The organism is Brevibacterium yomogidense, from assembly GCF_016107685.1.
Taxonomy (GTDB): domain Bacteria; phylum Actinomycetota; class Actinomycetes; order Actinomycetales; family Brevibacteriaceae; genus Brevibacterium; species Brevibacterium yomogidense.
The window spans coordinates 376399-400491 of sequence record NZ_JABASY010000003.1; the positions used below are offsets into that span (position 1 = coordinate 376399).

Annotated in this window: 19 protein-coding genes; 8 read left to right on the forward strand and 11 right to left on the reverse strand. The window is 66.8% G+C overall.

Annotation, left to right across the window (positions count from 1 at the left end):
• Positions 1 to 65: 65 nt before the first annotated feature.
• From JFC09_RS10085 to JFC09_RS10095, 3 genes are all read right to left on the reverse strand, one after another.
• Positions 66 to 2993 carry a penicillin acylase family protein gene (locus JFC09_RS10085; RefSeq protein WP_198393879.1) on the reverse strand — a complete coding sequence of 976 codons (2928 nt, stop codon included), beginning with the start codon at positions 2991 to 2993 and terminating at the stop codon, positions 66 to 68.
• A 208-nt stretch (positions 2994 to 3201) separates the two neighbouring features.
• On the reverse strand, positions 3202 to 4587 hold the full coding sequence (locus tag JFC09_RS10090; RefSeq protein WP_332839731.1) for an MFS transporter: 1386 nt from the start codon (positions 4585 to 4587) through the stop codon (positions 3202 to 3204).
• A 125-nt stretch (positions 4588 to 4712) separates the two neighbouring features.
• Positions 4713 to 6428: an AMP-dependent synthetase/ligase gene (locus JFC09_RS10095; RefSeq protein WP_198393880.1), complete on the reverse strand. Its 1716-nt coding sequence runs from the start codon at positions 6426 to 6428 to the stop codon at positions 4713 to 4715.
• 207 nt (positions 6429 to 6635) lie between these two features.
• Here JFC09_RS10095 and JFC09_RS10100 point away from each other — a divergent pair, with 207 nt between their 5' ends.
• Positions 6636 to 7388, forward strand: coding sequence for a PAS domain S-box protein (locus JFC09_RS10100; RefSeq protein ID WP_198393881.1), 753 nt, complete (start codon positions 6636 to 6638; stop codon positions 7386 to 7388).
• Between the two features lie 100 nt (positions 7389 to 7488).
• Here JFC09_RS10100 and JFC09_RS10105 read toward each other — a convergent pair whose 3' ends face one another.
• From JFC09_RS10105 to JFC09_RS10115, 3 genes are all read right to left on the reverse strand, one after another.
• Positions 7489 to 10875, reverse strand: a complete 3387-nt coding sequence (locus tag JFC09_RS10105; protein WP_198393882.1) for a molybdopterin-dependent oxidoreductase — start codon at positions 10873 to 10875, stop codon at positions 7489 to 7491.
• Between the two features lie 48 nt (positions 10876 to 10923).
• Positions 10924 to 12357, reverse strand: coding sequence for a short-chain fatty acid transporter (locus JFC09_RS10110; protein WP_198393883.1), 1434 nt, complete (start codon positions 12355 to 12357; stop codon positions 10924 to 10926).
• Between the two features lie 64 nt (positions 12358 to 12421).
• Complete coding sequence (locus JFC09_RS10115; RefSeq protein ID WP_198393884.1) at positions 12422 to 13348, reverse strand: ornithine cyclodeaminase family protein; 927 nt, start codon at positions 13346 to 13348, stop codon at positions 12422 to 12424.
• Between the two features lie 260 nt (positions 13349 to 13608).
• Here JFC09_RS10115 and JFC09_RS10120 point away from each other — a divergent pair, with 260 nt between their 5' ends.
• The 3 genes from JFC09_RS10120 to JFC09_RS10130 all read left to right on the forward strand — a co-directional run bounded on the left by JFC09_RS10120 (position 13609) and on the right by JFC09_RS10130 (position 15182).
• Positions 13609 to 14268 carry a GntR family transcriptional regulator gene (locus JFC09_RS10120; RefSeq protein WP_198393885.1) on the forward strand — a complete coding sequence of 220 codons (660 nt, stop codon included), beginning with the start codon at positions 13609 to 13611 and terminating at the stop codon, positions 14266 to 14268.
• 216 nt (positions 14269 to 14484) lie between these two features.
• Positions 14485 to 14625, forward strand: coding sequence for a hypothetical protein (locus JFC09_RS10125; RefSeq protein WP_198393886.1), 141 nt, complete (start codon positions 14485 to 14487; stop codon positions 14623 to 14625).
• A gap of 56 nt (positions 14626 to 14681) precedes the next feature.
• Positions 14682 to 15182, forward strand: a complete 501-nt coding sequence (locus JFC09_RS10130) for a mycothiol transferase (protein ID WP_198393887.1) — start codon at positions 14682 to 14684, stop codon at positions 15180 to 15182.
• 13 nt (positions 15183 to 15195) lie between these two features.
• On the opposite strand, the gene JFC09_RS10135 is transcribed toward JFC09_RS10130, so the two are convergent.
• From JFC09_RS10135 to JFC09_RS10155, 5 genes are all read right to left on the reverse strand, one after another.
• A complete protein-coding gene (locus JFC09_RS10135) occupies positions 15196 to 16701 on the reverse strand; it encodes a sodium:solute symporter family protein (protein WP_198393888.1) in 1506 nt (501 codons plus the stop codon).
• Complete coding sequence (locus JFC09_RS10140) at positions 16698 to 16976, reverse strand: hypothetical protein (RefSeq protein ID WP_198393889.1); 279 nt, start codon at positions 16974 to 16976, stop codon at positions 16698 to 16700. Before JFC09_RS10140 ends, JFC09_RS10135 begins: the two co-directional genes overlap by 4 nt.
• Before the next feature lie 218 nt (positions 16977 to 17194).
• Positions 17195 to 17488, reverse strand: a complete 294-nt coding sequence (locus tag JFC09_RS10145) for a hypothetical protein (protein ID WP_198393890.1) — start codon at positions 17486 to 17488, stop codon at positions 17195 to 17197.
• Between the two features lie 71 nt (positions 17489 to 17559).
• On the reverse strand, positions 17560 to 18000 hold the full coding sequence (locus JFC09_RS16910) for a class I adenylate-forming enzyme family protein (protein WP_198393891.1): 441 nt from the start codon (positions 17998 to 18000) through the stop codon (positions 17560 to 17562).
• A gap of 33 nt (positions 18001 to 18033) precedes the next feature.
• Positions 18034 to 19080 (reverse strand): class I adenylate-forming enzyme family protein, encoded by a 1047-nt coding sequence (locus JFC09_RS10155; protein ID WP_198393892.1) that lies wholly within the window; start codon positions 19078 to 19080, stop codon positions 18034 to 18036.
• A 70-nt stretch (positions 19081 to 19150) separates the two neighbouring features.
• Here JFC09_RS10155 and JFC09_RS10160 point away from each other — a divergent pair, with 70 nt between their 5' ends.
• The 4 genes from JFC09_RS10160 (at position 19151) to JFC09_RS10175 (ending at position 24049) form a co-directional block, all read left to right on the forward strand.
• Complete coding sequence (locus tag JFC09_RS10160) at positions 19151 to 19801, forward strand: TetR/AcrR family transcriptional regulator (protein ID WP_198393893.1); 651 nt, start codon at positions 19151 to 19153, stop codon at positions 19799 to 19801.
• A gap of 56 nt (positions 19802 to 19857) precedes the next feature.
• Entirely contained in the window at positions 19858 to 21558 is a 1701-nt protein-coding gene (locus JFC09_RS10165; protein WP_198393894.1) for an acyl-CoA dehydrogenase family protein, read from the forward strand.
• Between the two features lie 97 nt (positions 21559 to 21655).
• Entirely contained in the window at positions 21656 to 22642 is a 987-nt protein-coding gene (locus JFC09_RS10170) for a hypothetical protein (protein WP_198393895.1), read from the forward strand.
• A 198-nt stretch (positions 22643 to 22840) separates the two neighbouring features.
• Positions 22841 to 24049: an MFS transporter gene (locus tag JFC09_RS10175; protein WP_332839732.1), complete on the forward strand. Its 1209-nt coding sequence runs from the start codon at positions 22841 to 22843 to the stop codon at positions 24047 to 24049.
• Positions 24050 to 24093 lie beyond the last annotated feature (44 nt).

The window sequence follows — 24093 nt, forward strand, 5'->3', positions numbered from 1 at the left end:
TGCAGCTGGCGAACAAAGGCGCAGGTAGCGCGGCAGGCACCCGCACGCCAGCGGCCGCGCCAACCTCACGGTGTGAGTGTCAGCCGGTCCTCCATCGCCTGGTCGACCGCGTCGACGGAGTACGCCCACCGGTACTGCTCGCCCCGCGTCCACCCGTCTGCCTGGTCCGTGTAGTGGTCGTGGAACGCGTGGCCGCTCTGCCCCGTGAGGTTCTGCCATGTCGAGGCGTCCCAGTCGGAGACGTCCACGACCATGCGCAGTGACGGCACGGTCGTCGTCGCGTACCCCTCGTCCAAGTCCCACCCTGTCGCGTTCACCACGCCGGATCCGCCGCCGGTCTCATACGGTCCGCGGTTGAACAGCGCTTCCAGGGGCTTGATGCCGCTGGTGCCGAACGTCCCGTGCGTGAGCGGCAGCGCGTGCAGCTCTCCCCAGTTCCAGTCCCCCGGGTCCTTCCCCTGCAGATCCACAAGCTCCTCGTGGGCATCCAGCGCCGCCGTGCGCAGCAGCTCCTCGCGATCCCCGCCCCACCACGGGCTGGAGTCGTCCTCCAGCTGCTGGGCGAGGAACACTGCGAACCGCGACTGGTCGTCCCGCGCAATGGTCGGTTCCTGCGGCGGCTCGTACGCCTCTGCGGTCGCGGGGTCCCCCAGGTCCTCGTCCTCCGCATCAGGGTCCACGACCGTGCCCTGTGTCTCGATCATCGCCGCAGTCACCCGGTCCCACAGCACGTTCGCGTAGGCCGCAGCCGCCGAATCCTCATCGTTCTGCCCATTCCAGTTCGCCAGGAGGTCGAGTGCCTTCCGCGTCCCCTCGTCGCCAGCGTCCATACCTTCGTACGCGCTCTGCAGGGATTCCGCCGCCGGGAACTGGTTGTCCATCTGGATCGTCGCCAGGTCCGAAGCCGTCACGGGGCCGGTCTCGATCTGCTTATCCAGCAGTTCCACGATCCGCGCCGCGCGGTACCCGTAGTCCCAGTCGCGGCTGAGGAAGTGCTCGTAGTCGTCGGTCACGATCGCGTTGTTCGCGGTGACGATGTACCCGGAGTCCGGGTTGTACACGACGGGCTGCTCCTCGAACGGGATGAAGCCCTGCCAGTCGTAGGCGCTGTCCCAGCCCGGCTGCGGCAGCCAGCCGTCTCCCTCACCGCGGATGGGCAGCCGTCCGGGCGCTTGGTAGCCGATGTTGCCGTCGGTGTCCGCGTAGATGAGGTTCTGCGCCGGCACGTCGAATTGGGATGCCGCGTGCCGGAAGTCGGAGAAGTCTTCTGCCAGGTTGAGGGAGAAGATCGCCTGTGCGGTCGTCCCGGCGTCCAGCGCGGTCCACCGCAGGCTCAGCGCATACTCGCCGTCCGTGAGCGTCGGATCCGTGTCCGTCCCGTTGTCCATCGGGACGGGGTCGTCGCCCGAGGCCGGATCCAGCGGCCGCTCCTCCGCCCCCTCCGTGACCCCCACCCGGGGGGCGAGGGCGATCTTCGTGAACTCGGGTGTGAGGCCGGAGATGATCGGCCCGTGGCCCGTCGATCGGACCTCGAGGTCGATGTCGTCTCCTCCTGCGACGGTGATCGTCTCCTGGCGGGTCTCGAACGGGACGGTCTCACCGTCACGCAGGTAGCCGTCGTCGCTCACCCGTTCGACGTAGAGGTCCGCGACGTCCGTCGTGAGGTTCGTGAAGCCCCAAGCCACCTGCTGGTTGTGGCCGATGACGATGCCGGGCAGTCCGGAGAAGCTGTACCCCGCCACGTCGAAGGGGCATTCGTCGTTCACCTCTGCACACCGCAGCTGCATCTGCGTCCACACCGATGGCAGTGAGGCGCCCAGATGCGGGTCGTTCGCCAGCAGCGGCTCACCCGTGTCCGTGTGCTCACCGCCGACCACCCACGAGTTCGAGCCGATCCCCTCCCCCGCGCCGCCCACCAGAGCATCGACCTGTGTGAGCAGCTCGGTGAGCGCTGAGGTGTCGACGTCGAGTGCCGACAGGGCCTGGAGGTCAGCCGTAGTCTCGTCGTCAGACTCGGAGCTCGCGTTCTCGGAGTCCGGTGCGTCCTCGGAACCGGCAGTGTCGTCAGTGGTGGCGTCGTCGTCCGAAATGGCGTCGCCCTCCGCGCCGGCCTCGCCCTCCGCGCCGGCTTCGTCTTCGGAGCCGGCCGGGGCCTCGGCGGCGGTGTCGTTCGTAGGGGCAGGCAGGTCGGCCTCCGCGATCCCGGAGCCGTCCGGGTCGTCGGCCATGATGACCGGGTGGTCGTCGAAGGGGTACGCGGGGTAGAGCTCGGCGAGCCGGTCTGTGTCGAGGTTCTGGCCCAGCAGCGCGCGGGCGGTCTCGTCCTCGATGTTGGTGCGCAGGTCCCAGGCCATCGCCTTCAGCCAGGCGACGGAATCGGCCGGCGTCCACGGCTCCGGTTCATACCCGCGGTTCTGCAGGCCCAGCACGGTGTACTCGAAGGCGAGCGCCCCGCCCTTCCGCTCCTCGAGGTAGGCGTTCACCCCGGCGGCGTACGCGCCGTAGTAGCCGCGCACGTCGTCCGGCAGTGCGTCGACCTCTTCCTGCGCGGTGCGGTGCCAGCCCAGGGTGCGGAGGAAGGAGTCGGTGCCGACCTGCGCCTCGCCGAACAGCTCGGACAGGCGGCCGCTCGTCATGTGCCGGCGGAAGTCCATCTCCCAGAAGCGGTCCTGCGCGTGGACGAAGCCCTGGGCGCGGAAGAGGTCGTCCGTGGATTCGGCGGTGACCGTGGGGATGCCGTGGTCATCGCGCTGGACGGTCACGTCGCTCTGGAGACCCGCGACCGTGATCTGCCCGTCGGTCTGCGGGAAGGCACGCATGACGGACCAGGTGACGAAGCCAGTGACCACGAGGGCGACGACGACCAGCGCCGCGAGGGTGCCGAGGAGGATCCGCTTGAGACGGGAGCCTCGGGAGCGTGCACGCGGTGGGGCTGTGGAACCGGTGGGCGGCTGACTGCTCGACGTGTCCTCCGACGTGCGACGCTGCGCCATACCGCGTTCCTCCACTGTGAGTTCCTGCGCTGAAAGGTCCCGCGCTGGGGAGTGGTCGACATCACAGCGCGTCCTGTCACTGTAGCGGCTGGTGAGCCGCCTTACGTGCAGTGGTCGGTGTCTGTGTGCGCAGTGGAGCCGGGCAGAGGCTCAGAGGAGGCGCAGCGCGGGAGCCCTGATCAGACCGGGGCCCGCGCGGGGCCGGGGCTCAGGCGGTGATCGTCTTGTCAGTGCGGTTGAGCACCAGCGTGATGACGCCGGCGATCGCCATCGCCGCACCCACAGCCCACATGCCGGCGTTCGATGTCCCGGTCCAGTCCGTGAGGATGCCCGTGACGTACGGCGCGAGGAAGCCCGCGGAGTTGCCGATCGTGTTGATGAGAGCGATCCCCGCGGCCGCGGCGGCGCCGGTGAGGAACGCCTGCGGCAGCGGCCAGAAGCACGGCAGCGCACAGCAGATCGCCATGCACGCGATGGTCACCGCAATCATCGTGGTGAACGGCGACGTGAGGTACAGCGCCACCGCGATGGCGACCGCACCGACGAACAGCGGTGCCGCGACGTGCCACACACGCTCCCCCGTCGTGTCACCGTGCTTCGCCCACAGGAACATCGCCACAGCACCGAACGCATAAGGGATGGCGGTGATGAGCCCGACCTGCACGAAGGAGTAGTCGGTGCCGAACCGCTCCGAGAACCCGTCGATGATCGTCGGGAGGAAGAAGCTCAGGGAATACAGGCCGTAGACCGCCCCGAAGTACACGAAGCCCAGCGCCCACACGCGCGGCTGGGTGAGCGACTTGGCCACGGAATGGGTCTGGGTCGTGCTGGCGGTCTGGGCGGCCTCGGCGTCCATGGTGTCCTGCAGCCACTGCCGCTCATCGGCCTGCAGCCACTTCGCGTCCTTGGGACGCTCCGTGAGGTAGAAGAGGCACATTATGCCGAGGATGACGGCGGGGATGCCCTCGATGAAGAGCATGAACCGCCAGCCCGCGAAGTCCGCGAAGAAGTCGTTGCCGAACTGCACGAGCCACGTGGACACGGGTGCGCCCACCACACTCGACAGCGGGATCGCCAGGAGGAAGAGGGCCGTCGCCCGCGCCCGCACCGTCAGCGGGAACCAGAAGGTGAGGTAGAGGATGACGCCGGGGAAGAACCCGGCCTCCGCCACACCCAGCAGGAACCTCACGACGTACAGCCAGAACGGGCTGGGCACGAACGCCATGAGCGACGCGAGCAGACCCCAGCTGATGAGGATCCGGGCCAGCCAGAGGCGAGCACCGAACCGGTTGAGCGCCAGGTTCGACGGCACCTCCAGGAGGAGGTACCCGAAGAAGAAGATGCCCGCCGCGAACCCGAACTGCGTGGCGGTGAGCCCCAGCTCCTCGTTCATCCCGCCGGGACCGGCGATGCCGATGTTCGTGCGGTCCAGGTAGTTGATGAAGTACATCGCGACGATGAACGGGATGAGGCGCAGGGTGACCTTGCGCATCACCCGCTTCTCCATCGCCCTGTCCGTGCCCGCGTGTGCGGCGGACTGCGGGGACGAGGCGCCGTGCGCCTGCGGGGAATCAGCGGACGGGCTCGCTGCCACGGGGTTTCCTCTCGATCACTGACGGTCCCGACTGGGCTCCGAACGAGCGAGTATAGCGTCAGTGACCGCCCCCACAGCAGGGCGTCTTGACGGGCGTCAGGTCAGGCGTCAGCTCGGGCGCCGGGTCAGGCGTAGAGCTCCTCGATCTGTGCCGCGTAGAGGTCGTCCACGACGTGGCGGCGCACCTTCATGGTGGGGGTCAGTTCGTGCCCCGGCCGCCATGGCTGCGGCAGGATCGTGAACTTCTTGATCTGCTCCACCCGTGCGAGCGTCGCGTTCGCCCGGTCGACCTGCTCCTGGACCCGCCGCTGCAGCTCCGCCTCGTCGAGCTCCGCCGCCTGCGCGGGGTCCGCCACGATCAGTGCGACGTTGTAGCGGCGGCCGTCACCGATCACCGCGATCTGCTCCACCAGGTTCCCGGCGGAGCGGACTGCCATCTCGATGGCGGTCGGCGCCATGTTCTTGCCGGCCGCGTTGATGATGATCTCCTTCTTGCGGTCGATGATCCAGAGGAACCCGTCCTCGTCGACCCGACCGATGTCGCCGGTGTGCAGCCAACCTGCGTCGTCGATCGCCTCCGCGGTCTTCTCCGGTGCACCGCGGTAGCCCTTCATCACCTGGGGGCCACCGATGAGGACCTCGCCGTCGTCGGCGAGCGCGACCTCGACCGTGTCGAGCGGACGCCCGACGCTGCCGGGGCGCAGCGCGTCCGGCGTGTTGACCGCGACGCCGCAGGAGACCTCGGACATGCCCAGCATCTCGCACAGCGGCAGTCCGAGTGTCCTGAAGAATTCGATGACCGCCGGTGGGGTCGGGGCCGCACCGGTGACGACCCACGCGGCCCCGTCGAGACCGAGCTTGGCACGCACCGCCTCCCCGACCGCGGGATTCGCCCGGGCGTCTGCCTGCAGATCGCCGTCGTACCCCGCTTCGAGTGCCGCCTTGAACTTCTCCCACACACGGGGAACGGCACCGAACAGGGTGGGGCGCGTCTGGGCGACCGCCGGGGCGACGGCAGCCATGTCCGCCACACTGGTGAGGGTGTTCGCATACGTCATGAACGCCGAGTAGTGGGAGGTCCACCGGTCCGCGACATGCGCCGCCGGCAGGAAGGAGACCTGCCGGCCCAGCCCCGGCAGCGGCATCGCCGTGTGCACGCCCTGCAGCTGGACCAGCATGCCCCGGTGCGTGAGCTCCACACCCTTGGGCGCCCCCGTGGTCCCCGAGGTGTAGATGAGTGTCAGCACGTCGTCGGGTGCGATCTGCTCGATGGTGGAGAAGTCGAAGTCGGTGCCCGTGGCCGCGAGTTCGGTGACGAGGCTGCCGGTCACGAGCTCGCCGCCATCCTGGTCGATCAGCAGCAGCTTTCCGACCGACGGGACGCCTGTGAGGGCCTCCTGCAGGGAGGGGAGGAAGACCGATTCGGCGACGACGACCTCGGCGCCGGAATCCGTGAGGAGGAAGGCGATCTGTTCGGGAGCCGAGGTGTTGTAGATACTGAACGGCACCGCCCCGAGCATCATGGCTGCTGCATCCACGACGTGGAACTCCGGGCGATTGCGGAGCATGAGCGCAACCGGCTGACCTCGACGGACGCCCAGCTCGCGCAGCTTCTGCACCACCGCACCGATGCGCGTAAGGGTCTCCCCGTACGTCCACTCCTGGCCCGTTTCGTGCGAGCGGAGGGCCACGTGATCCGGGACCGTGCGTGCTGTCGCGACGAGGACCTCGGCCATGGTGGATGCCTGGCGCAGCCCGTCAGCGATCGCCACGACGGTGAAGCGATCAGACGCTGCGGCGGAGCTGGGCGAATCAGAGGGGGTCACAGAGGGGTGGGTCACAGAAGTTACTCGCTTCCTCGAGAGTACGGTCGTCACCCCATCTTCCAGTGCGCCTGCGCGCAGCGGCCACCCCCGGAGGTCGCCGGGTGACACCCGAAGGGGTGGCAGTGCGCACGAGGCAACCAAAGCGGGAGTGGTTCGACGAGTGGGCGGCTCGTCGAACAGTGACCACAGAGGCCCCGATCCCCGATCGAGTAAGTTGACGGTGTGACTGCCTCCGACCGCCCAGCCCTGGATTTCCGTGATCTCCTGGCCCGGCTGGCCGATGTCGTCTACGCCGTCGACATCGAAGGCCGCTTCACGTATGTGAACCCGGCAGGAGCGCGCGTGTTCGGACGCAACGCCGACGACATCGTGGGACAGCACTTCTCCCTCGTCGTGGAACCCGACTCCCTCAGCGACACCGCAGAGCATTTCCGACGTGGCATCGAGGGGCCGGACACGAACCCCTTCTTCGAGACGCTGATTCTGCGCCCGGACGGCGACACCCGCGAGCTCGAGATCCACGCCGGCAGTCTCTACCACGACGGGACGCTGATCGGGCGCCAGGGTGTCGGCCGCGACATCACCGAACTGCGACGCCTCCAGGAGGAACTCGCGGAGAAGACGAGCCGGCTCGCGATGCTCGAGGACCAGCAGCGGGCGGCGATGGACGCCTACCGCCGCCTCAACCTCATGGCGGGCCAAGTGGCGAGCGACCCGGCACGGGCGGAGCGCGCACTCGACGCGGTGGAGGCCTCACTCCGCGTGGAGGCTGCCCGCTGCCTGGGACTGCAGGACGATCTGGAGATCATCCGCCTTGTCGCCGACGGCCACTCCAACCAGGAGATCTCCGAGCAGGTACACCTGAGCGTCCACACCGTCAAGGACCGGGTGAGCCGCATCGTCACCGCGCTCCGGGCACGCAGCCGCGCCGGCGTTGCCTCCCGCGCGGCGGAAGCCGGCCTGCTGCGACTCTGAGAGTTTTAAACGGCTCTCAGGGCCCACGGGGAATCTCTAGCCCCGGCCCAGAAATGACCCTCCCCGCACTGAGTACCGACGGTTCCACCGCGCACTTCGCTTACACGTCGAGCGTCACATCGCCGATCGGCACGGCAATGCACGTGAGACAAACGTCGTCCGCAGGTGCTTCACCCATGTGTGCCACCGAACCCTTCAGAACACGGACCGCACAGCTCTCACACTGTCCCACCCGACAGCCGCTGGGAAGCCGGTGACCATGCCGTTCGGCAGAATTGAGGATCGTCCCGTCGGCTGGCTCCCAAATCATGGCTGAACCATCGCGAAGCCGCACCTCCGCGGGCTCAAGATGGGGCGGCACCTCCACGGTTGACTGGAAGTCCTCGCGGAACACGTCGAACCGCGGAATGCCCCGCGCCACCGCGGCTTCCGTCGTCTGATCCATCATCCCGCTCGCCCCACACAGGTAGACCAGTGGCCGGTCCTGTGCATCCAGCGCTGCCGCGGAACCATCGGTGTCGCTCCACGTCGGGCGACCGGGAATGTCGTACTCGACGCCCTGAATGTCGTTGGCGAGCGGCTGCGAATACCAGGTGGTGGTCGACAACTCAGGCAGCGAGTCCTTGAGCGCTTCAACTTCCTCCCGGAACGGATGCTCACTGGAGTTCCGGAACACTTGCAGCAGCTTCACCGCCGGTGGCCGGTCCACCACCTCCCGAAGCGTTCGCAGATAACCGATGAAGGGAGTGATACCCACTCCCCCGGCGACAAGTACGACCGGCCGGTCTCCGGTGAGCGGCGGCGTGAAGGTCCCCTGTGGCTTCTCCAACCAGAGCCGGTCTCCTACTCGGACATCGTCATGGATGAAGCCGGAGACCACACCGTCAGGAACTCGTCGCACCGCTATATCGAAAGAGTCCTCTCGGCTCCCACCACGCGTCACGGAATACGCCCGCGCGGGGGCATCCTCATTCGGTGCCAGAAGCACATGCTGTCCGGGCCGGAACCCTTGTTCGAGAGCCCCACTCACAGGCACTATCGTCAGTCCCCGCACGGACTTTGATTCCGTCCATGCTCGAGCGACCTCCACCTCTTGCTGCCCGAACCAGTTCCCCTTGCTCCGTGGCTCATCCTTGCGCAGCTCGCAGGCGACTGCCCGCAGCGGAACGGAACCACTCGTGGGGTCGTGTTCGTCATCGCTCAGCACTGCATTGATATTGAGCGTCCCCTCGCCTGAAACGGGGGTCCGGGGAAGACCCAGCGGAGGACAGTCCTCCCACCATCCGAAGTCAGCAAGCACGACTGTGGGGTGTAGGTCGTCGTCCACCCGCACCCGAGCACTCGTTGTACCAGTCTCCGTCTCCAAGATCGCCCAGTCGCCCTCGACCAGGCCACGCTCCTGCGCCAGCTGCGGACTTACGTCGAAGTGCGGGTCCGGCGCGCGCCGCCTCAAGGAGGCCACGTGCCGATGTGACGTATGAACGTATACACCATTCTTGTGAGTGGACAGCACCAGAGGAAGAGGCCCCCCGGTCACGCCGCCGGAGCGGCCGGTCGCAAGGGGTTCGATGAAGCTGGGCAACGGACGATATCCATGCTCCAACAGCTGCTCCGAGTAGAGCTCGACGCGCCGGGTGGGAGTTGCGAACCCCTCAACCGACCCGTCCTCCCGTCGTGCAGCATACTTCTCCCGGGACGTCTCCTGCGGCAGACGCGCGAAGCGCTTCCCCTCCGCAAGCCCCTCCACCGTCAGCCCCGTAGGTTCGAGATGCCAGTTCCACCCCGCCCACACATCACCGTCGAAGAATTCGTCCGCCAGCCCGAGCTTCTCCGCCAGCGCGATTGCGATCTCGTAGTCAGGCTTCGTATCACCCAGTGACGGCAACATCTGCGGGCGGAACTGTACGTACTCCACCGCTTCCTGTGTGATCTCGAAACCAACTCGCAGCGCGTCTCGCTCCCACGGGGTATTCGCCGGCAGCACATAGTCGGCCATTTCCGCAGTCGGGTTGAGGAACATGTCGACATGCACATAGAGCTCCAGAGCCTCGAGCGCCTTCCGCGTCCGGTCGCCATCAGCCTGAGAGACCATCATGTTGTTCCCGAAACTCATGAGGGCTCGCACGCGGTAAGGAACAGCTTCCAGGACCGCTCTGCAGAAATGACGAGCCGTCACCCACCCCAGTCGCGGAGGCCCAAGCGGAAGCTCGTTCAGCCCCAGAGCCTTCACCTGCTGTTCATGCGGAAGATCCGAGTACGGCGACAACAGGTTCACCGGCGGTGGCTGGAGCCACAGGTTCCCACCACGCCGGTCACACGCACCCAGGAGTGCATATAGCGTCGCAATACTCCTCTCCGTCTGTGTCGCGTTGGAATGCTGCCCTACCCCCGTCCATGAGTGGTAGGCGACCTTGCGCTCATTGCTCAGCAGTTCGTAAAACTTGCGCAGCGAAGACTCATCGATCGTGGTTGCACTCGCAACAGCTTCAACAGTCCACGGGGAGCAGTGAGCCTCCAGCAGAGCCAACGCCGGTCGGGCCGTAACCACAGCTCCTTCACGGTTCGTGAGCGTGACGGAACCCGTGAGATGCACCTCACGGGAGCGGGGCAGCACCTCTGTCGGATCGTACGGCCTCGCTCCCTCACTGTCGGACACGACGAACGCTCCGGAAGGTGCGTCCTCCCAGACATCCTCCGCGCGTAGGAAGAGACCGGTTGCGTCATCCACCAGCATTGGAGCGTTCGTCCACGACCGAACGAAGCCCGAGTCGTAGCGCTCTGTCTCCAGCAGGTGACGGATCGCACCCAGTGCGAGGGCGGCATCGGTCCCGGGCCGCACTCTCAACCACAGATCTGACTGCTGGCCGCTACCTGCCTTCTTGGGGTCGATGACCACGACTTTCGCACCCCGTGCCCGAGCCTCCGCGATCCGACTGGCCTGGGCGAGCCAGGTGCGGGCAGGGTTGTGGCCCCAGAGGATGATCGTCTCCGCCTCGTCATAGTCGGGAGCGCCTGCACCCCGACCAAAGGTGAGAGCGTGTGCGTAATCCTTGTGCCACCCGCAGATCTCCACCGCATAGACGAGATTGGGGCTGCCGAAACGGCGGACCAGTCGCTCGATCCACTCGACACTGTCCACGATCGGGGTGCCGGACGGAGTGGTGGACGCGAAGGCGACCGATTCCGCGCCCGACTCCAGCTTGATTCGCTGGAGTCGACCGGCAATGTCCGTGAGTGCTTCGTCCCAACTGACCTCTTCCCACCCCGGATCCTCGCTGCCGCGCGGCTGTGTTCTGCGTAGTGGGGTGGTGAGGCGTCTAGGACTGCCCACGATCTCCGGGGCGGCCCGCCCCTTTGCGCACAACGCACCTCCGGATGGGTGCTCCGGCAGCGGCTGCACGTCCACCAGCCGTCCGTCCTCAACTGTGTTGAGAGAGCCGCACCGAGACCGGCACAGCGTGCAGTAACCGGCGAACTGTTGCGTCATCACGTCACCCTAACGTCGCGTCATGAACAGACTCAGAGAAGAACAGCATCAGAAGAACAGCGGTGCCACGAGGAACGCAGCCGAACCTATGGCAGCCGTCACCAGGAAGAAGATGATGAGGAAACCCATGATGTGACGGAACGACAATCCGCACAGTGCCAGTAGGGGCAGCGCCCAGAACGGTTGTAGCGCATTCGTCGACATGTCGCCCCAGATGTAGGCGATCGCGGTGAGATCCAGCGGCACATTCAGCGCCTGCGCCGCCTCTCCCAGATACGGCGCTTCCAGCGCGAACTTGGATCCCCCAGAGGGGACGAAGAAGTTGAGGATGCCCGAATACCAGTAGACAAAGATCGGATAGGTGAACTCGTTCGCGATCGCCGCGAAGAAATTCGCTATCCGCTCGCTCAGACCGGACGCCACGATCATGCCCAAGATGCCTGCGTAGAACGGGAACTGCAGCAGAATGCCCCAGACGAAGGTCCCTCCGGTACGCGCTGCGGTCAGCAGCGCCTTGGGAGTTCCGTGCATAAGGACGCCCACGAAGATGAAGATGAAGTTCACGGAGTTCAGCGTCAGCCCGTTGAGAATACCGTCCTCCAGTGAACTGAAATAGAGCACGCAATACACGAGACCCAGAATGCCGACCAGCATGTTCACCCAGCGGGAGTTCTCGATGATCTCCACCGGGCTGCGACCCGCCTTCACCGCGTCGGACTTTGTCTTGCGGGCGGCTTCGTCCTCTGCGAACTCCGCAGCAAGCGTCTCCCGCAGTTCTCTGGGCGCGCTCACGGTCTCACTCGGGGACGGCTGCAGGCGGACAGCGGTGATTGTCCACGCGATGATCGTCGCGGCGACCAGAATGAGGCTGAACGGGGAGAATACCGTCTGACTCATGGGGATGAGACCGAAGTAGTCCTCCGCGAAGTGACCGGGCGTGGCGAGCAGCAAACCGACCGAGGACGACATACCCGCATGAAACGTACCTGCCATGCCCAGGTACGCGGCGGCAACCAGCAACCGGTAGTCGGCCTTCGTGTTCCGCGCTGCGTAGTAGCGCACCAGGATTCCGGCAGCGATGAGACCGATCCCCCAGTGGATCCACATGAGGATCATGCTGGTCAGTGCCACTGTGGCAACGGTCCGGAGCGGGCCAGCCTCCCGATCTGCAACCCAGATGAGGAGTCGGCGCAGCGGCGGCGAACTCGCCACCACGTACCCGCTCAGCAGCATGAGAGCCATCTGCATGCCGAACTCCAGGAGGTCCCAGAAACCGTCCCCCCATCCACGAATGATCGTGTCCGCCTTTTCGAGGCCAAAGCCGCCGGGGGTAAGGAAGAACGACAACAGTCCCGCGACCAGTGTGAGGAGGACGACGATGACCCACGGATCCGGGATCCACCGGGTGCATACGTCACTCAAGAAGGTGGAGAACCGGTCCAACGGCTTCTTGGGATACTTCTCTTTCGCTGCTGTCTTCATGAAGAGTCCTTACGTCATTGTGAGGTGAAGCAATGGTCCTGATCAGGTGAGGTGTCGGTCGTCCTCAGCCTGCAACCGCATTGCTGGCAGAGCGTTCGAGGATCCCAAGTGCCTTCGCGGCTTCGACGGCGACCGCGACATCGGCCCACGCTTCTCCCACGCCCTTGAACAGTCGGGGGCGGCTTGTCTGAAGGAACCCGCCGTCGAGTATGTCTGCTAGCTCGCCGTCGATCGCTTCGTCATGCGGTACTCCGTCCCGGTACGCCAGGATCACGTCACCGGCCTCTGCGAACGCAGAGGCTCTCGTTTCAACGATCACCGAGGCTCGTCGCACCAGTGCAGTGTCGACCTCGCGCGCTTCCGGAGAGTGCGATCCCATGGCGACGACGGTGGCACTGTTTCCTACTAGAGAGGAGTCGAACAGCGGAGTGCTCGTGGAGGTGCAGCAAGCGATGACGTCAGCGTCGGCCACGCGGCTCGCCGCACCAAGCTCTGCGCTGAGCCCCGATGCTCGGATTCGTTCCACCAGCGCCTGCCCGGGCTCTAGTGACCGCGCCACCACCGTCACCTTCGTGAGAGGTCGTACCGCACGGATCGCTTCGACGTGCCCACGTGCTTGTGGTCCTGAACCGAAGACAACGAGATGGGATGCATCCTCGGGTGTCAGATGACGCACGGCGAGCGCGGACAGAGCGGCGGTCCGCAGCACGGTGAGACCCTCTGCGTCGAGGATCGCGCGCGGCTCGTGCGTCGCACCGTCGTAAAGCATCATTAGTCCCTGGATCCGCGGCATTCCCCGCGCAGGATTCCCCGGGGAGACGGAGGCAAGCTTCACCCCCAGATAGTCGTCCACCAGCGACGGCATATAGAGCAAGTGGCCGTCGGGCAGTTCAGTGTGGGTGCGCAGAGGAGTGTGCGCCGTCGCGGTGCCGGTCAGCAGCGCCGATTCGAGAGTCTCGACAGCGGTGCGGTACGACACTGCATCATGCACTTCAACGGCGGTGACAAAGGGAAGTACGGACAGATCACGCATTGCTCGAAGTACCTCTCTGATGCTTCTACTCGACAGGGGTAATGTGTTACCGGTTACCGGCCATCGAACACGCGGGTGTGACGTGAGTCAACCAGTGCGCGGATATTCTCATCATGTGGAGAACACCCACTCCGCCTCGGACAAGCTCGTGATAGAGCGAGCAGCAGCGGCATAAATGCTAAGAACGCCAGACGAGAAGGACGGCCCGAATGATCCCTATGGCAGCGATCGAACGCGACGACAGCTTGCGAGACAAGGCGTTGCGGGTGCTGCGGCAAGGAATCGTCTCCGGTGAAATCCGGACCGGCGAGCTCTATTCGGCAACTGCGGTGGCCCGCCGCTTGGGGGTCTCAGTGAGTCCGGTCCGCGAAGCGATGCTGACGCTCGTAAATGCAGGGATCATGGAAGCCGTGCGCAACCGCGGGTTCCGGGTTGCAGAGCTCAGCCAAGAGGACCTCGACGAGATCTTCGAGATCCGCCTGCTCCTCGAAGTACCAGCCGTATGCGCACTGACGAACTGCGACCTCTCTGAGGAACAGGAGCACCTGGACGAACTCGTGCGTGCAACGGAGACCTCTGCAGAAGCTCAGGACGTCAACACTTTCCTAGCAGCAGATCGCGAATTCCATCTGACGCTCATCCGGTTGCACGGCAACAAGCGCCTCGTGGCGACGATCGCCGACCTCAGGGATCAGACCCGACTCTACGGGCTAATGGAAACAGCAGAGCATTCCTTGATCGAAGCGGCGAAAGAACATCGCACGATCCTGGAGGCCCTGCTGGCCCGCGACGCGCCGCTCGCGCAGCGCCTCCTCACCACACACCTGGGCCACGTGCGCAACGAGTGGGCCAGCCCAGCGGAGATCAGACACGGCTGACTAGAGTCGGCGCCCTGGCCCCGCACCCGCAGGATCCCCCGTGGGGCGGTTTCGATGCGACAGAGCGGCCCTGCAACTACTCGCAGCACCTGCACCCTCCACCTCGCCTTCGCCAGGTGACGAGCGAGAAGATAAGCTTGGCCCGACTGCGGATCTCGCGTTTCTCCACCACCGCGCGCCGCCCGTGCCGCGCATCTGACCGAAAGGGGAGTCCCCATGGACACCAGCATCCACGTCATCATCTCCGTCCTTGGCCTCACCGCCATCATGTTCGCGCCGGTCGTCGCCATCCTCCTGCTTCCGAACATTGAGAAGTCGTACCCGCGCAACCGCCACGACGGTTCACTCAAGGAGTGATCGGCCCCGGCCGCAGGGGGTAGCGATCACCCCGGTCAGAGGCGCACACTGTCCGCATGGACTCACGCGACCTTCTGACCGACCTCGCACAGCGCCCCCTCCAGGAGCTCGACCACTTCTGGGACTCCCTGGACGCCTCCCGGCTCAACGAGCACCCGGCAGGGCACCCGAACTCGATCGCCTGGCTCGTCTGGCACACCGGACGGGAGATCGACGTGCAGGTGGCCGACGCCTCGGGCAGCGACCAGGTGTGGACCCGGGGATGGTCGGACCGGTTCGATCTGGGCGTCGGTGACGACGACCTGGGCCTCGGTCACACGGAGGAACAGGCGCGCGCGATCATCGTCGACAGCAAGGATCTGCTGCGCCGCTACCTCGCTGCGGTGACCGACGAATCCGTCGACTACCTGGGCGGCCTCACCCCCGACGACCTGAGCGAGGTCATCGACGACAACTGGGACCCGCCCGTCACTCGCGGGGTGCGGCTCATCAGCGTCTACGCGGACGCACTCCAGCACATCGGCCAAGCCGCCTACGTCGCCGGCACGAAGGGCTGAGCCGACTGCCCGATCAGGCCTTGTGCTCCGGGTCCGGGTCGTCCCACCGCTCGCGGGCGAAATCGTGATGACGACGGCGGATCTTCACCAGCAGTGACGTGTTCCGGGGCTTGGTGAAGGGGCTGACCACGCAGAAGACCACGATGTTGAGCAGCAGCGCCAACAGCTCCACACCACCCACCGCGAATGGTCCCGGCGCCCACTGCGGGACGGCCGTGAACAGAGCCAGCGCGGCCAGACCCACAATCAGACCCGACGTGGCACCGACAACGCTCGCCCGCTTCCAGAACAGCGCCCCGACAGTGGGGACGATGACCTGAGCAAGACCGCCGAATGCCACCAGCCCGATCGTCACGAGCAGGCCCGGGATGTACAGCGTCATCACGTAGGCGATCGCGGAGAACACCAGGATCGCCCACCGACCCACCCAGACCTTCTTCCTTTCGGGAAGGTCCTTCTGGATGTATCGATTGTGGAAATCCATCGTGTAGCTGGCGCCCATGGCGTGGACCTGCGAGTTCGCCGTCGACATCGCGGCACCCGCCCCGGCCGCGATTACGATCAGTGCCAGGAGCATCGGCGCGTACTCGAACAGCAGCAGCGGAAGCACCTGGTCCGCGTTCTCGATGTCCGGCATGAGGATGGTGCCGGAGTTCCCCACGAGCATCGATCCCATGTACGCGATCGCCATGAGTCCCACGAGGAACGGCATGAGGTCGAACAGCCGCGGGCTCTTCGTCGCATACATGCGCGTCCACATCTGCGGTCCCATGAGCGCCCCCAGCGGCGTGATGAGGAACATCGTGATCCACGTCATCCACACGCCGTCGCCCAGGATGAGATTGTCCGGCTGCACCTGCTGGATCTCGTCGAACATGGTGCCCATGCCGCCCACGTGCCCCACCACGACGATGCCTGCGGCGATGAGGCCCAGGAAGATCGTCACACCGTAGAAGATGTCCGTCCAGGCGACCGCCCGCACACCGCCGGCCCAGACGTAGATGATGATGACGAGGTAGAAGAGCAGGCCTCCCAGCCAGAACGGGATCAGGTCACCTGACGCCACTTCCAGCAGGTAGGCGCCACCGGTGAGCTGGATCTGCAGGTGCGGGAGAGTGAAGACGAGGATGATGATCGCGATGAACGTTGCGAGCTTCGGTGAGCCGAAGAGGTCTGCGAAGAAGTCACGGGCGGTGATGTAGTCCCCCCGCTTGCCGTGGAACCAGACGCGCTTGCCTATCCAGTAGTACATGACGCCGAAGAAGATGTTCCAGACCAGCGCGGTCCAGAACAGCGGGCCGTCCAGGTAGAAGCTCGCGTTGGAGCCCAGGAACGCGAAGGCGCTCCACCAGGTGGCGGTCACCGTGAAGAACACGGCGATCGACCCCATCGCCCGGCCCTGGACGAAGTAGTCGTCGGTGGTGGACTTCGCGAACCGTGAGGCGACACCGCCGATGACCAGGGGGATGACGAGGAAGAACCCGATGACCACGGCGCCGAGGATCTGTTCGGTGCTCATGCCGTGTCCTCCCGCTCGTCAGCTTCGTCTTCGAAGGTGTCGTCGAGCTCCTCCGGTCGAGGTCTGCCCCACCGGGTCCGGTAGGCGATCAGCAGCACCACACAGAGGAAGCCCCAGATGAGGACGTTGAAGCCGTAGATGAACGGCATGCCGAAGATCCGGGGTTCTGCCACGTCGTGGTAGAAGAGGATGCCGGGGAACTGCACGGCGGCCAGGCCCACGATGATGAGGGTCCACAGCGTGATGGTGAGTGGTGTCGGAGTCTTTCTGCTCATCTCAGTGAATCCTTCGCTGAGGTGCGACGCAGTGGACACCGCTGCGGTCCTCCAGCCGGGGCGCCCTACCCGAGCAGTGGCACTGCGCCGTGCACGCGGACGGGTTGCCACCCACCCTAGGCTCAGCGTCAAGAGGCAAGCAGACCTGCGCTCATCGGGCAGGGCGGGGCGGGCCCCGTGGTCGCGCGGGCGAAGCCTTCTCAGCGCCCGAGGCTCACTCAGTAGTCATGACCTCGCGCGGCGTACTCGTCGATCGCACGCTTCGCTTCGACGAGACCGGCACCGGTCACCTTCCGGTACTCCTTGATGGCGTGGATGAGCTGGCTCTCCCCCACGAGCCGACGGACTTCGGGCGTCAACCCCGGATCCGCCGTGTCACGGATCGCCTCCACCTCGTGCGGGGACAGGCCTGCCTGCACAGCCAGACGCTCGACGAGCGCCTCGAGCGTCCCCACCCGACGGATGAGCTCCTCGATGCGGTCGTGGGCGTCGGAATCACGGAAGAACGACATGGCTCCAGGATTTCACACCGGCTTGCCCACGGGCCCGCAGCGCCTCCACTCCACGCACCACGACCTCTCGCTCACTCCCCCGCGGCGACCTCCCGCAGCTTGTGCTTGAGCAGCTTGCCGGACGGGTTGCGGGGCAGTGCTTCTTCGAGGACCACCGTGCGCGGCACCTTGTAGCGGGCGAGTTTCGTGCCGACGAACTCCTGCAGTCCCTCCGTTGTGAGCGCCTCGCCTTCCGCACCGTCGGCCGGTGTCACGAACGCGACGACCTGCTCGCCCCACTCCGGGTCGGGTTTGCCCACGACCGCCACGTCGGCCACACCCGGGTGGGTGGCGATCGCCTCTTCGACCTCCAGCGAGAACACGTTCTCCCCGCCCACGATGATGACGTCCTTGAGGCGGTCGACGACGTAGTAGTACCCGTCCTCGTCGACGCGGGCGATGTCGCCCGTCTTGTACCAGCGGCCTTCGAACGCCGCTGCGGTGGCGTCCGGATTGCCCAGGTACTCCTTCATGGTCGTGTCGGACAGGAACCAGATCTCGCCGGACTACCCCGGTTCCGCATCCGTCCCGTCGGTGGTCACGACCCGCATCTGCACGCCGATCATGCCGGCCCTGCCGATGCTGCCGGGTTTCACCAGCTGTTCGTGGGGGCGCAGCACGCTGCCGCTGGGGCCGGTCTCCGACATCCCGAACAGCTGGAAGTGCTCACCAGGCTGGTACGACTCGATGATCTTCCGTGTGCCCGCCGCGTCGATGGGTGCACCGCCGAACGTCCAGCGCCGCATGGTGGAGAAGTCGAAGTCCGCGAAGTCCAGCCCGTGGGCGGCCGCAGCCCGCAGGGGTGCGAGGTAGGCGACGGTGGGCCCGAAGAACGTCGTGATCCTCTCAGCACCGATGAGCGTGAGTGTGTCGATCGGGTGGTACTCCTTCTGCAGGACGACCGTGCCGCCCATGAGCAGGACGGGCAGCAGGCAGACGTTGAGCGGTGCGGAATGCCAGATGGGCATCGCGATGAGGATCCGCTCGTCCGTTTCGTAGCCCAGGTTGAGGGAGATCTGGGTCGCCAGCCGCACCAGCGAGTCATGCGTGTGCACGCAGCCCTTGGGCGCGCTCGTGGTGCCCGATGTGTAGAGCACCTCTGCCGCCGCACGGTCGTCGTCGTGGGTCTCCCCCCACGGATCCGCAGCCGCCAGCAGCGCGTCGAACTCCCCGTCCGGCACGGTCCTCACCCAGTCGACATCCGGCGCGCCGGCCCGGGCTGTCTCCGCCAGTTCCCCGCTCACCACGCCCACCGTCGCCCCGCTGTGGCCCACGGTGTACTCGACTTCCGGGACCTGCAGCTTGTGGTTGACCGGCACGAACGCGGCACCCAGCATCCACGCGCCGAAAGCGGTGAAGACGAACTCCGGTTCGTTGTACGTCATCGCGGCGACGGTGTCGCCGGACTTCACGCCCCGGTCCGCCAGCAGGCCCGCCGCCTTCTCCGACGCGGCGACCAGCTCCTCGTACGACCAGCGATTCTCCCCGCTCACCAGCGCTTCCGCCTGCGGTGCTCGTGTCGCCGTGGTGCGCAGCATCGTGCTGAGCTTCATTGCTCTCCCCCTGTATCCGGTGTCACACTGTTGTCATTGAACCACGATTCAAAGCTTGGCGGAGAATCTGATGGCAAGGGGGCCTTCGAGCATCATGTACCGGCAGACGGACGCGACCCGGCAGAACGCCGTCCAGCGTGAACGCGCTATCGCAGAAGCCGCCCGCGCCCTCGTGACGGAATCCGGCTTCGCCAGTGCCACGATCAAGTCCGTCGCCGCCCGCGCCGGCTGTTCGGCGGGCCTCATCTACTCGTACTTCCCGGATCGCGACGCCCTGCTGCGCAGCGCGTTCACCCACGCCTCCGGCCACGAACTCGCCGCCGTCACCCGCGCGCTGGAAGACGCACCCACCACCGCCGAGGCCGTCGCCGCCCTCGTCGACACCTTCCTCACCCGCGCATTCGCCGGTGCGCGGCTGGCCGACGCCCTCCTCTTCGAGGCGCTGCCGCCGGCCGTCGAAGCGGAACGGCTGCATTTCCGTGCCGGATACGCCGCCGCCATCGCCCGCCGCCTGCGCCGGGAGGAGGCGCCGCCGCTGCCCGCGCAGGACACGTCGCTCACCGCCCGCGCCCTGGTGGGTGCGCTGTCCGGGTGCCTGCAGGAGCCGATCCACGATTCCGGGCGCACCCGCTTCGACCCCGCGGAGGTACAGGCCCTCGTCCACCGGATGACCGGCTTCTGCTTGGCAGCGGTGGGCTTCGCGTCCCTCCACTCACCCTGACCCACCAGCCCGCCCGCATTCTTTCCGTCATGCTGACCCACCCGAAAGGACCCCCGATGACCACGCACACAGTCCTCAACCAGTCCGCTCCCCGCACCGATGTCGACGAGTACGCGACGAACACCGCACTCGTCGAAGCCGTCACCGCGCTCGCCCCCGACGCGGACACCGACGAGCTGCGCCGCATCGGTCGTCTGGTCGGCAGCGCCTCCTTCCAGCACGACGCCGCGGTCGTCCACAAGGTCACGCCCCAGCACTCCAGCCACGACCGGTGGGGACACCGGGTGGACGACGTGGAGTTCCACCCCGGCTACCACCGCATCATCGATGACGCGCTGACCGCCGGCGCGCACTCCCACGCGTGGGCGCATCCCGGGCCGGGGGCGAACGTCGAACGGGCCGCCCGGTTCATGCTGTTCAGCCAGATCGAGCCCGGGCATGCCTGCCCCGTGTCGATGACCCATTCCGCCGTCGCCGCACTCAAGGACACGCCCCATGCGGAATTCTGGCTGCCCCGACTGCTCGACACCTCCTACGATCCCCGCCTCGTCGACGCCCACGACAAGCAGGCGGTGACGTTCGGGATGGCGATGACGGAGAAGCAGGGCGGCTCCGACGTGCGCGCCAACACGACGTGGGCAGTGCCGGTGACCGGGACCTCGGCGGCGGGGGCACCGATGGGCTTCGGAGGGGTCACCGACGGCCACCACCTGCTCACGGGGCACAAGTGGTTCTGCTCCGCGCCGCAGTCGGATGCGTTCCTCGTGCTCGCGCAGCGCGAGGAAGGGGTCAGCTGCTTCCTGGTGCCCCGCATCCTGCCCGGGGGCGAGCGCAACGCGATCCGCATCCAGCGGCTCAAGGACAAGCTGGGCAACAAGTCGAACGCGTCCAGCGAGATCGAGCTGGACGAGGCGCACGGCTGGCTGGTGGGCGACCCCGGCCGGGGTGTGCGCACCATCATCGAGATGGTGAATCGGACGCGGCTGGACTGCATCCTCGGGTCCGCTGCGGGGATGCGGCAGGCCGTCGCCGAGGCCGTCTGGCACGCCCAGCACCGGTCCGCCTTCGGTGCGACGCTGGTGGATCAGCCGCTCATGCGGTCCGTGCTCGCGGACCTGCAGCTGGAAGCGGAGGCCGCCGCGTGGACCGCGGTGCACCTGGCTCGCGCGCACGACGACACAAGCAAGGATGATGCGGACTTCCGCAGGATCGCCACGGCGGTCGCGAAGTACTGGATCTGCAAGCGGGGGCCGGAGCACGCGTACGAGGCACTCGAGTGCCTGGGCGGCAACGGGTACACGGAGGACTTCCCGCTGGCCATGCGGTACCGGGAGCAGCCGGTCATGGCGGTGTGGGAAGGGTCCGGCAACGTCATCGTGCTGGACGTCATCCGGGCGATGGCGAAGGACCCGGCGAGCGCGAAGGCGTTCCTCGCCTACCTGGAGACGGGGCGCGGGCGGGTGCGCGCCTACGACCAGGCGTTCGAGCGGCTGGCGGCGGAGCTGACGGACGCGTCGCAGGTGGTGGCCAGCGGCGACGCGGCCGCAATGGCCCGGCTGCAGGGCGGAGGTCGGGTGCTCGTGGAGCGGATGGCGCTGCTGCTGAAGTCGGCGGTGCTGCTCGATCATGCGCCGGCGGAGGTGGCGGAGTCGTTCGTGCTGGCGAGGCTGGGTGAGGACCGGGGCCGAGAGTACGGCGCGCTGCCCTCCGGTGTGGCGGTCGACGTACTGGTGGAGCGCGCGATCGGGGCGGCGTGAGGCTGGCAATCCACTGACAACGAGCGGTTTCGCACCACCACGCAGCCCACAACGCTCCATGCTGGGGAGAAGGCCGATAACTTCAAGGGAGGCTGTCATGGATCAAACGTTGATCTGGATCATCGTCGCGATCGTGGTGCTGTTGGCCATCATTGTGGTGCTGTCGGTGGTGTTCAGGAAGCGCGACAAGAAGGTCAACCGCGTCAAGGCGCAGGAGATGCGCGAGGCCGCGCTCGCCCGCGACGAGCAGCTCAAACGCGAAGAGGCGAAGGCGTCCGAAGCGGATGCGGCGGCTCGCAAGGCACGCGCGGAGGCGGACGAGAAGTCCGCACGCGCGCAGCGACTCGAGATGGACGCGCAGGACAGCGGCCACGAGGCGGAGCATCTTCGCCATGAGCAGGACGAGAAGCTGCGCCACGCCGACAAGATCGACCCCGACATCAACACCAACAAGCACGGCGAGCGCGTGAGCGGTGCACCCGCTCCCGGAGCGCCGGGTGCAGGCGTGGGCGCCGGTGCGGCTGGTGCGGGTACAGCTGGTGCAGGCGTGGCTGGTGCCGATCACCATCGGGGAGACGGAGTCCCTCCGACGGGCGAGCCTCATGCCGGGGATGCCCCGAGGCAGCACGCACCGGGTCGGCACGCGGGACCGGCTGCGGACCCGCAGGGCGACCAGCCGTACGTCGCTCAGCAGCCGCAGGGACACCAGCCCGTCCCGGCGCAGCAGCCTGTGCAGGGGCAGCCGCCCGCGCAGGGCCAGCCGCCTGAGCAGGGGCGGCCCGTTCAGGGTCAGCCAGCGCAGGGTCAGGCGTACCCGGCCGAACCGGCACCGCAGGACCAGTCGTACGTCGACCAGGTGCCGCCGGAGGGTCAGCAGGTGCAGGGGCAGCAGCCCCCGCAGGCGCAGCCGATGCACGGGCAAGAGCCACAGCGAGCGCCGATCGATGATCCGTCGGGTGACCGGCTGGAGCGCGGTCATACCCCGCCGCAGGAGGGTCAGCCCGGCCACGGCTCAACGGTGCGACCTGACGATGTCGATCCCACCGCTCCTCCGCAGGATCCGAACCTGCCACCCCAGCGGTGACAGCAGACCGCTGACGGCACAGCACACCGGCGCCGCCGCTCCGACCGGAGCGGCGGCGTCGGTTACTGCTGCGGACGTCTCTGCGGCCTCGGCGGGTGTCTCCCCCGGTGACACGGCCACGCGAGTGCTGACGGGGTCGTGATAGGAAGAAACTGCCGGGTGTGATCTCAGCGGAGAGATCGTGGCATCCTGAGGCCCGTGAGCACGAAGGACCTCGGTCCCGGCGTCCTCCAACACACAAGTGAGCTGACCGTGGACCCCCACCGCCTGTCGGGACTGCGCCTGGGCACCCTCGCCTTCGCGCTGTTCGTCGTCGGCACGAACGCGTTCGTCGTGGCCGGGGTGCTGCCGGCGATCGGCGATTCGTTGAGCGTCACGCCCACGCTCGTGAGCTACGCGATCAGCGCCTACGCGATCCTCGTGGCGGTGCTGGCACCCGCGTTCTCCATGCTCCTCGCCCACATCCCTCCGGAGCGGGTCATGGCCGCCGGCATGCTCACCTTCGCGGTGGGCACCGGCGTGTCCGCGATCGCCCCCACGTACCTCGTCTTCTTCATCGCCCGCGCTCTCGCCGGCGTCGGTGCCGCCGCCCTCGTCCCCCTCGCCACAGCACTCGCGCCACGCCTGGCGGAACCGGGCAGGCAGGGCCGGGCGATGGCGGTCGTCGCGTTGGGCTTCACGCTCGCGGTGGCCCTGGGCTCCCCCGTCGGCACGGGGCTGGCCGAGATCACGAATTGGCGGGTCGCGATCGGAGGCCTTGCAGTCCTCGGCGCCGTCCTGGGTCTGACCATGGCCACGCTGCTGCGGGGCGTTCCGACGAACCCGAAGGTGTCGCTCGCCGCACGCATGAGGGTCCTCGCCGACCCCCGCGTCGTCATGGGAGTCATCGCCATCATGATGATGATCATGTCGTTCAACCTCATCTACGTCTTCAGCAGTGAGGTGACCTCCGCGGTGACCGGCGGGGACGGTGCGATCCTCGCGCTCCTGCTGCTGGTCTTCGGGCTGGCCGGGGCGGTGGGGAACCAGCTGGGCGGCTGGCTCATCGACACGTGGGGTGACCTGAGGACGATGCGGATCGCGCTCGTCGCCGAGATCGCCGCGTTCCTCCTCATGCTCCTCACCCTCGAATCGCTCGCCGGAACCGCCCTCGTCTTCGCGCTGTGGGGCGTGTCCGGGTTCGCCTCCGTCGTCGCGCTGCAGCACCGTCTCGCGTCACTCCGCCCCGAGCACTCCGCCATCGTCCTGTCCTGGTACTCGACGGGGATGTATGTGGGCATCTCCCTGGCTCCTGTCATCGGAGCCGCTGTCCTCCTGAGCCACGGACCGCTGGGACTGGCCGTGAGCGCCGCTCTCGCCGCCGCGGTCGCGCTCGTCATGACCGTTCCGGTTCGCTCACGCAGCTGACCGGAGCCGAGGCCGACTGGAGCCAGGGTCCAAACCGCGCCTCG

Excerpts from the sequence above, each read along its gene's own strand:
- JFC09_RS10085 (WP_198393879.1), bottom strand. The coding sequence starts at position 2,993 with ATGGCGCAGCGTCGCACGTCGGAGGACACGTCGAGCAGTCAGCCGCCC.
- JFC09_RS10105 (WP_198393882.1), bottom strand. The coding sequence starts at position 10,875 with ATGACGCAACAGTTCGCCGGTTACTGCACGCTGTGCCGGTCTCGGTGC.
- JFC09_RS10160 (WP_198393893.1), top strand. The coding sequence starts at position 19,151 with ATGGCAAGGGGGCCTTCGAGCATCATGTACCGGCAGACGGACGCGACC.
- JFC09_RS16910 (WP_198393891.1), bottom strand. The coding sequence starts at position 18,000 with ATGAAGGAGTACCTGGGCAATCCGGACGCCACCGCAGCGGCGTTCGAA.
- JFC09_RS10135 (WP_198393888.1), bottom strand. The coding sequence starts at position 16,701 with ATGAGCACCGAACAGATCCTCGGCGCCGTGGTCATCGGGTTCTTCCTC.
- JFC09_RS10165 (WP_198393894.1), top strand. The coding sequence starts at position 19,858 with ATGACCACGCACACAGTCCTCAACCAGTCCGCTCCCCGCACCGATGTC.
- JFC09_RS10145 (WP_198393890.1), bottom strand. The coding sequence starts at position 17,488 with ATGTCGTTCTTCCGTGATTCCGACGCCCACGACCGCATCGAGGAGCTC.
- JFC09_RS10155 (WP_198393892.1), bottom strand. The coding sequence starts at position 19,080 with ATGAAGCTCAGCACGATGCTGCGCACCACGGCGACACGAGCACCGCAG.
- JFC09_RS10125 (WP_198393886.1), top strand. The coding sequence starts at position 14,485 with ATGGACACCAGCATCCACGTCATCATCTCCGTCCTTGGCCTCACCGCC.
- JFC09_RS10170 (WP_198393895.1), top strand. The coding sequence starts at position 21,656 with ATGGATCAAACGTTGATCTGGATCATCGTCGCGATCGTGGTGCTGTTG.
- JFC09_RS10130 (WP_198393887.1), top strand. The coding sequence starts at position 14,682 with ATGGACTCACGCGACCTTCTGACCGACCTCGCACAGCGCCCCCTCCAG.
- JFC09_RS10120 (WP_198393885.1), top strand. The coding sequence starts at position 13,609 with ATGGCAGCGATCGAACGCGACGACAGCTTGCGAGACAAGGCGTTGCGG.
- JFC09_RS10110 (WP_198393883.1), bottom strand. The coding sequence starts at position 12,357 with ATGAAGACAGCAGCGAAAGAGAAGTATCCCAAGAAGCCGTTGGACCGG.
- JFC09_RS10140 (WP_198393889.1), bottom strand. The coding sequence starts at position 16,976 with ATGAGCAGAAAGACTCCGACACCACTCACCATCACGCTGTGGACCCTC.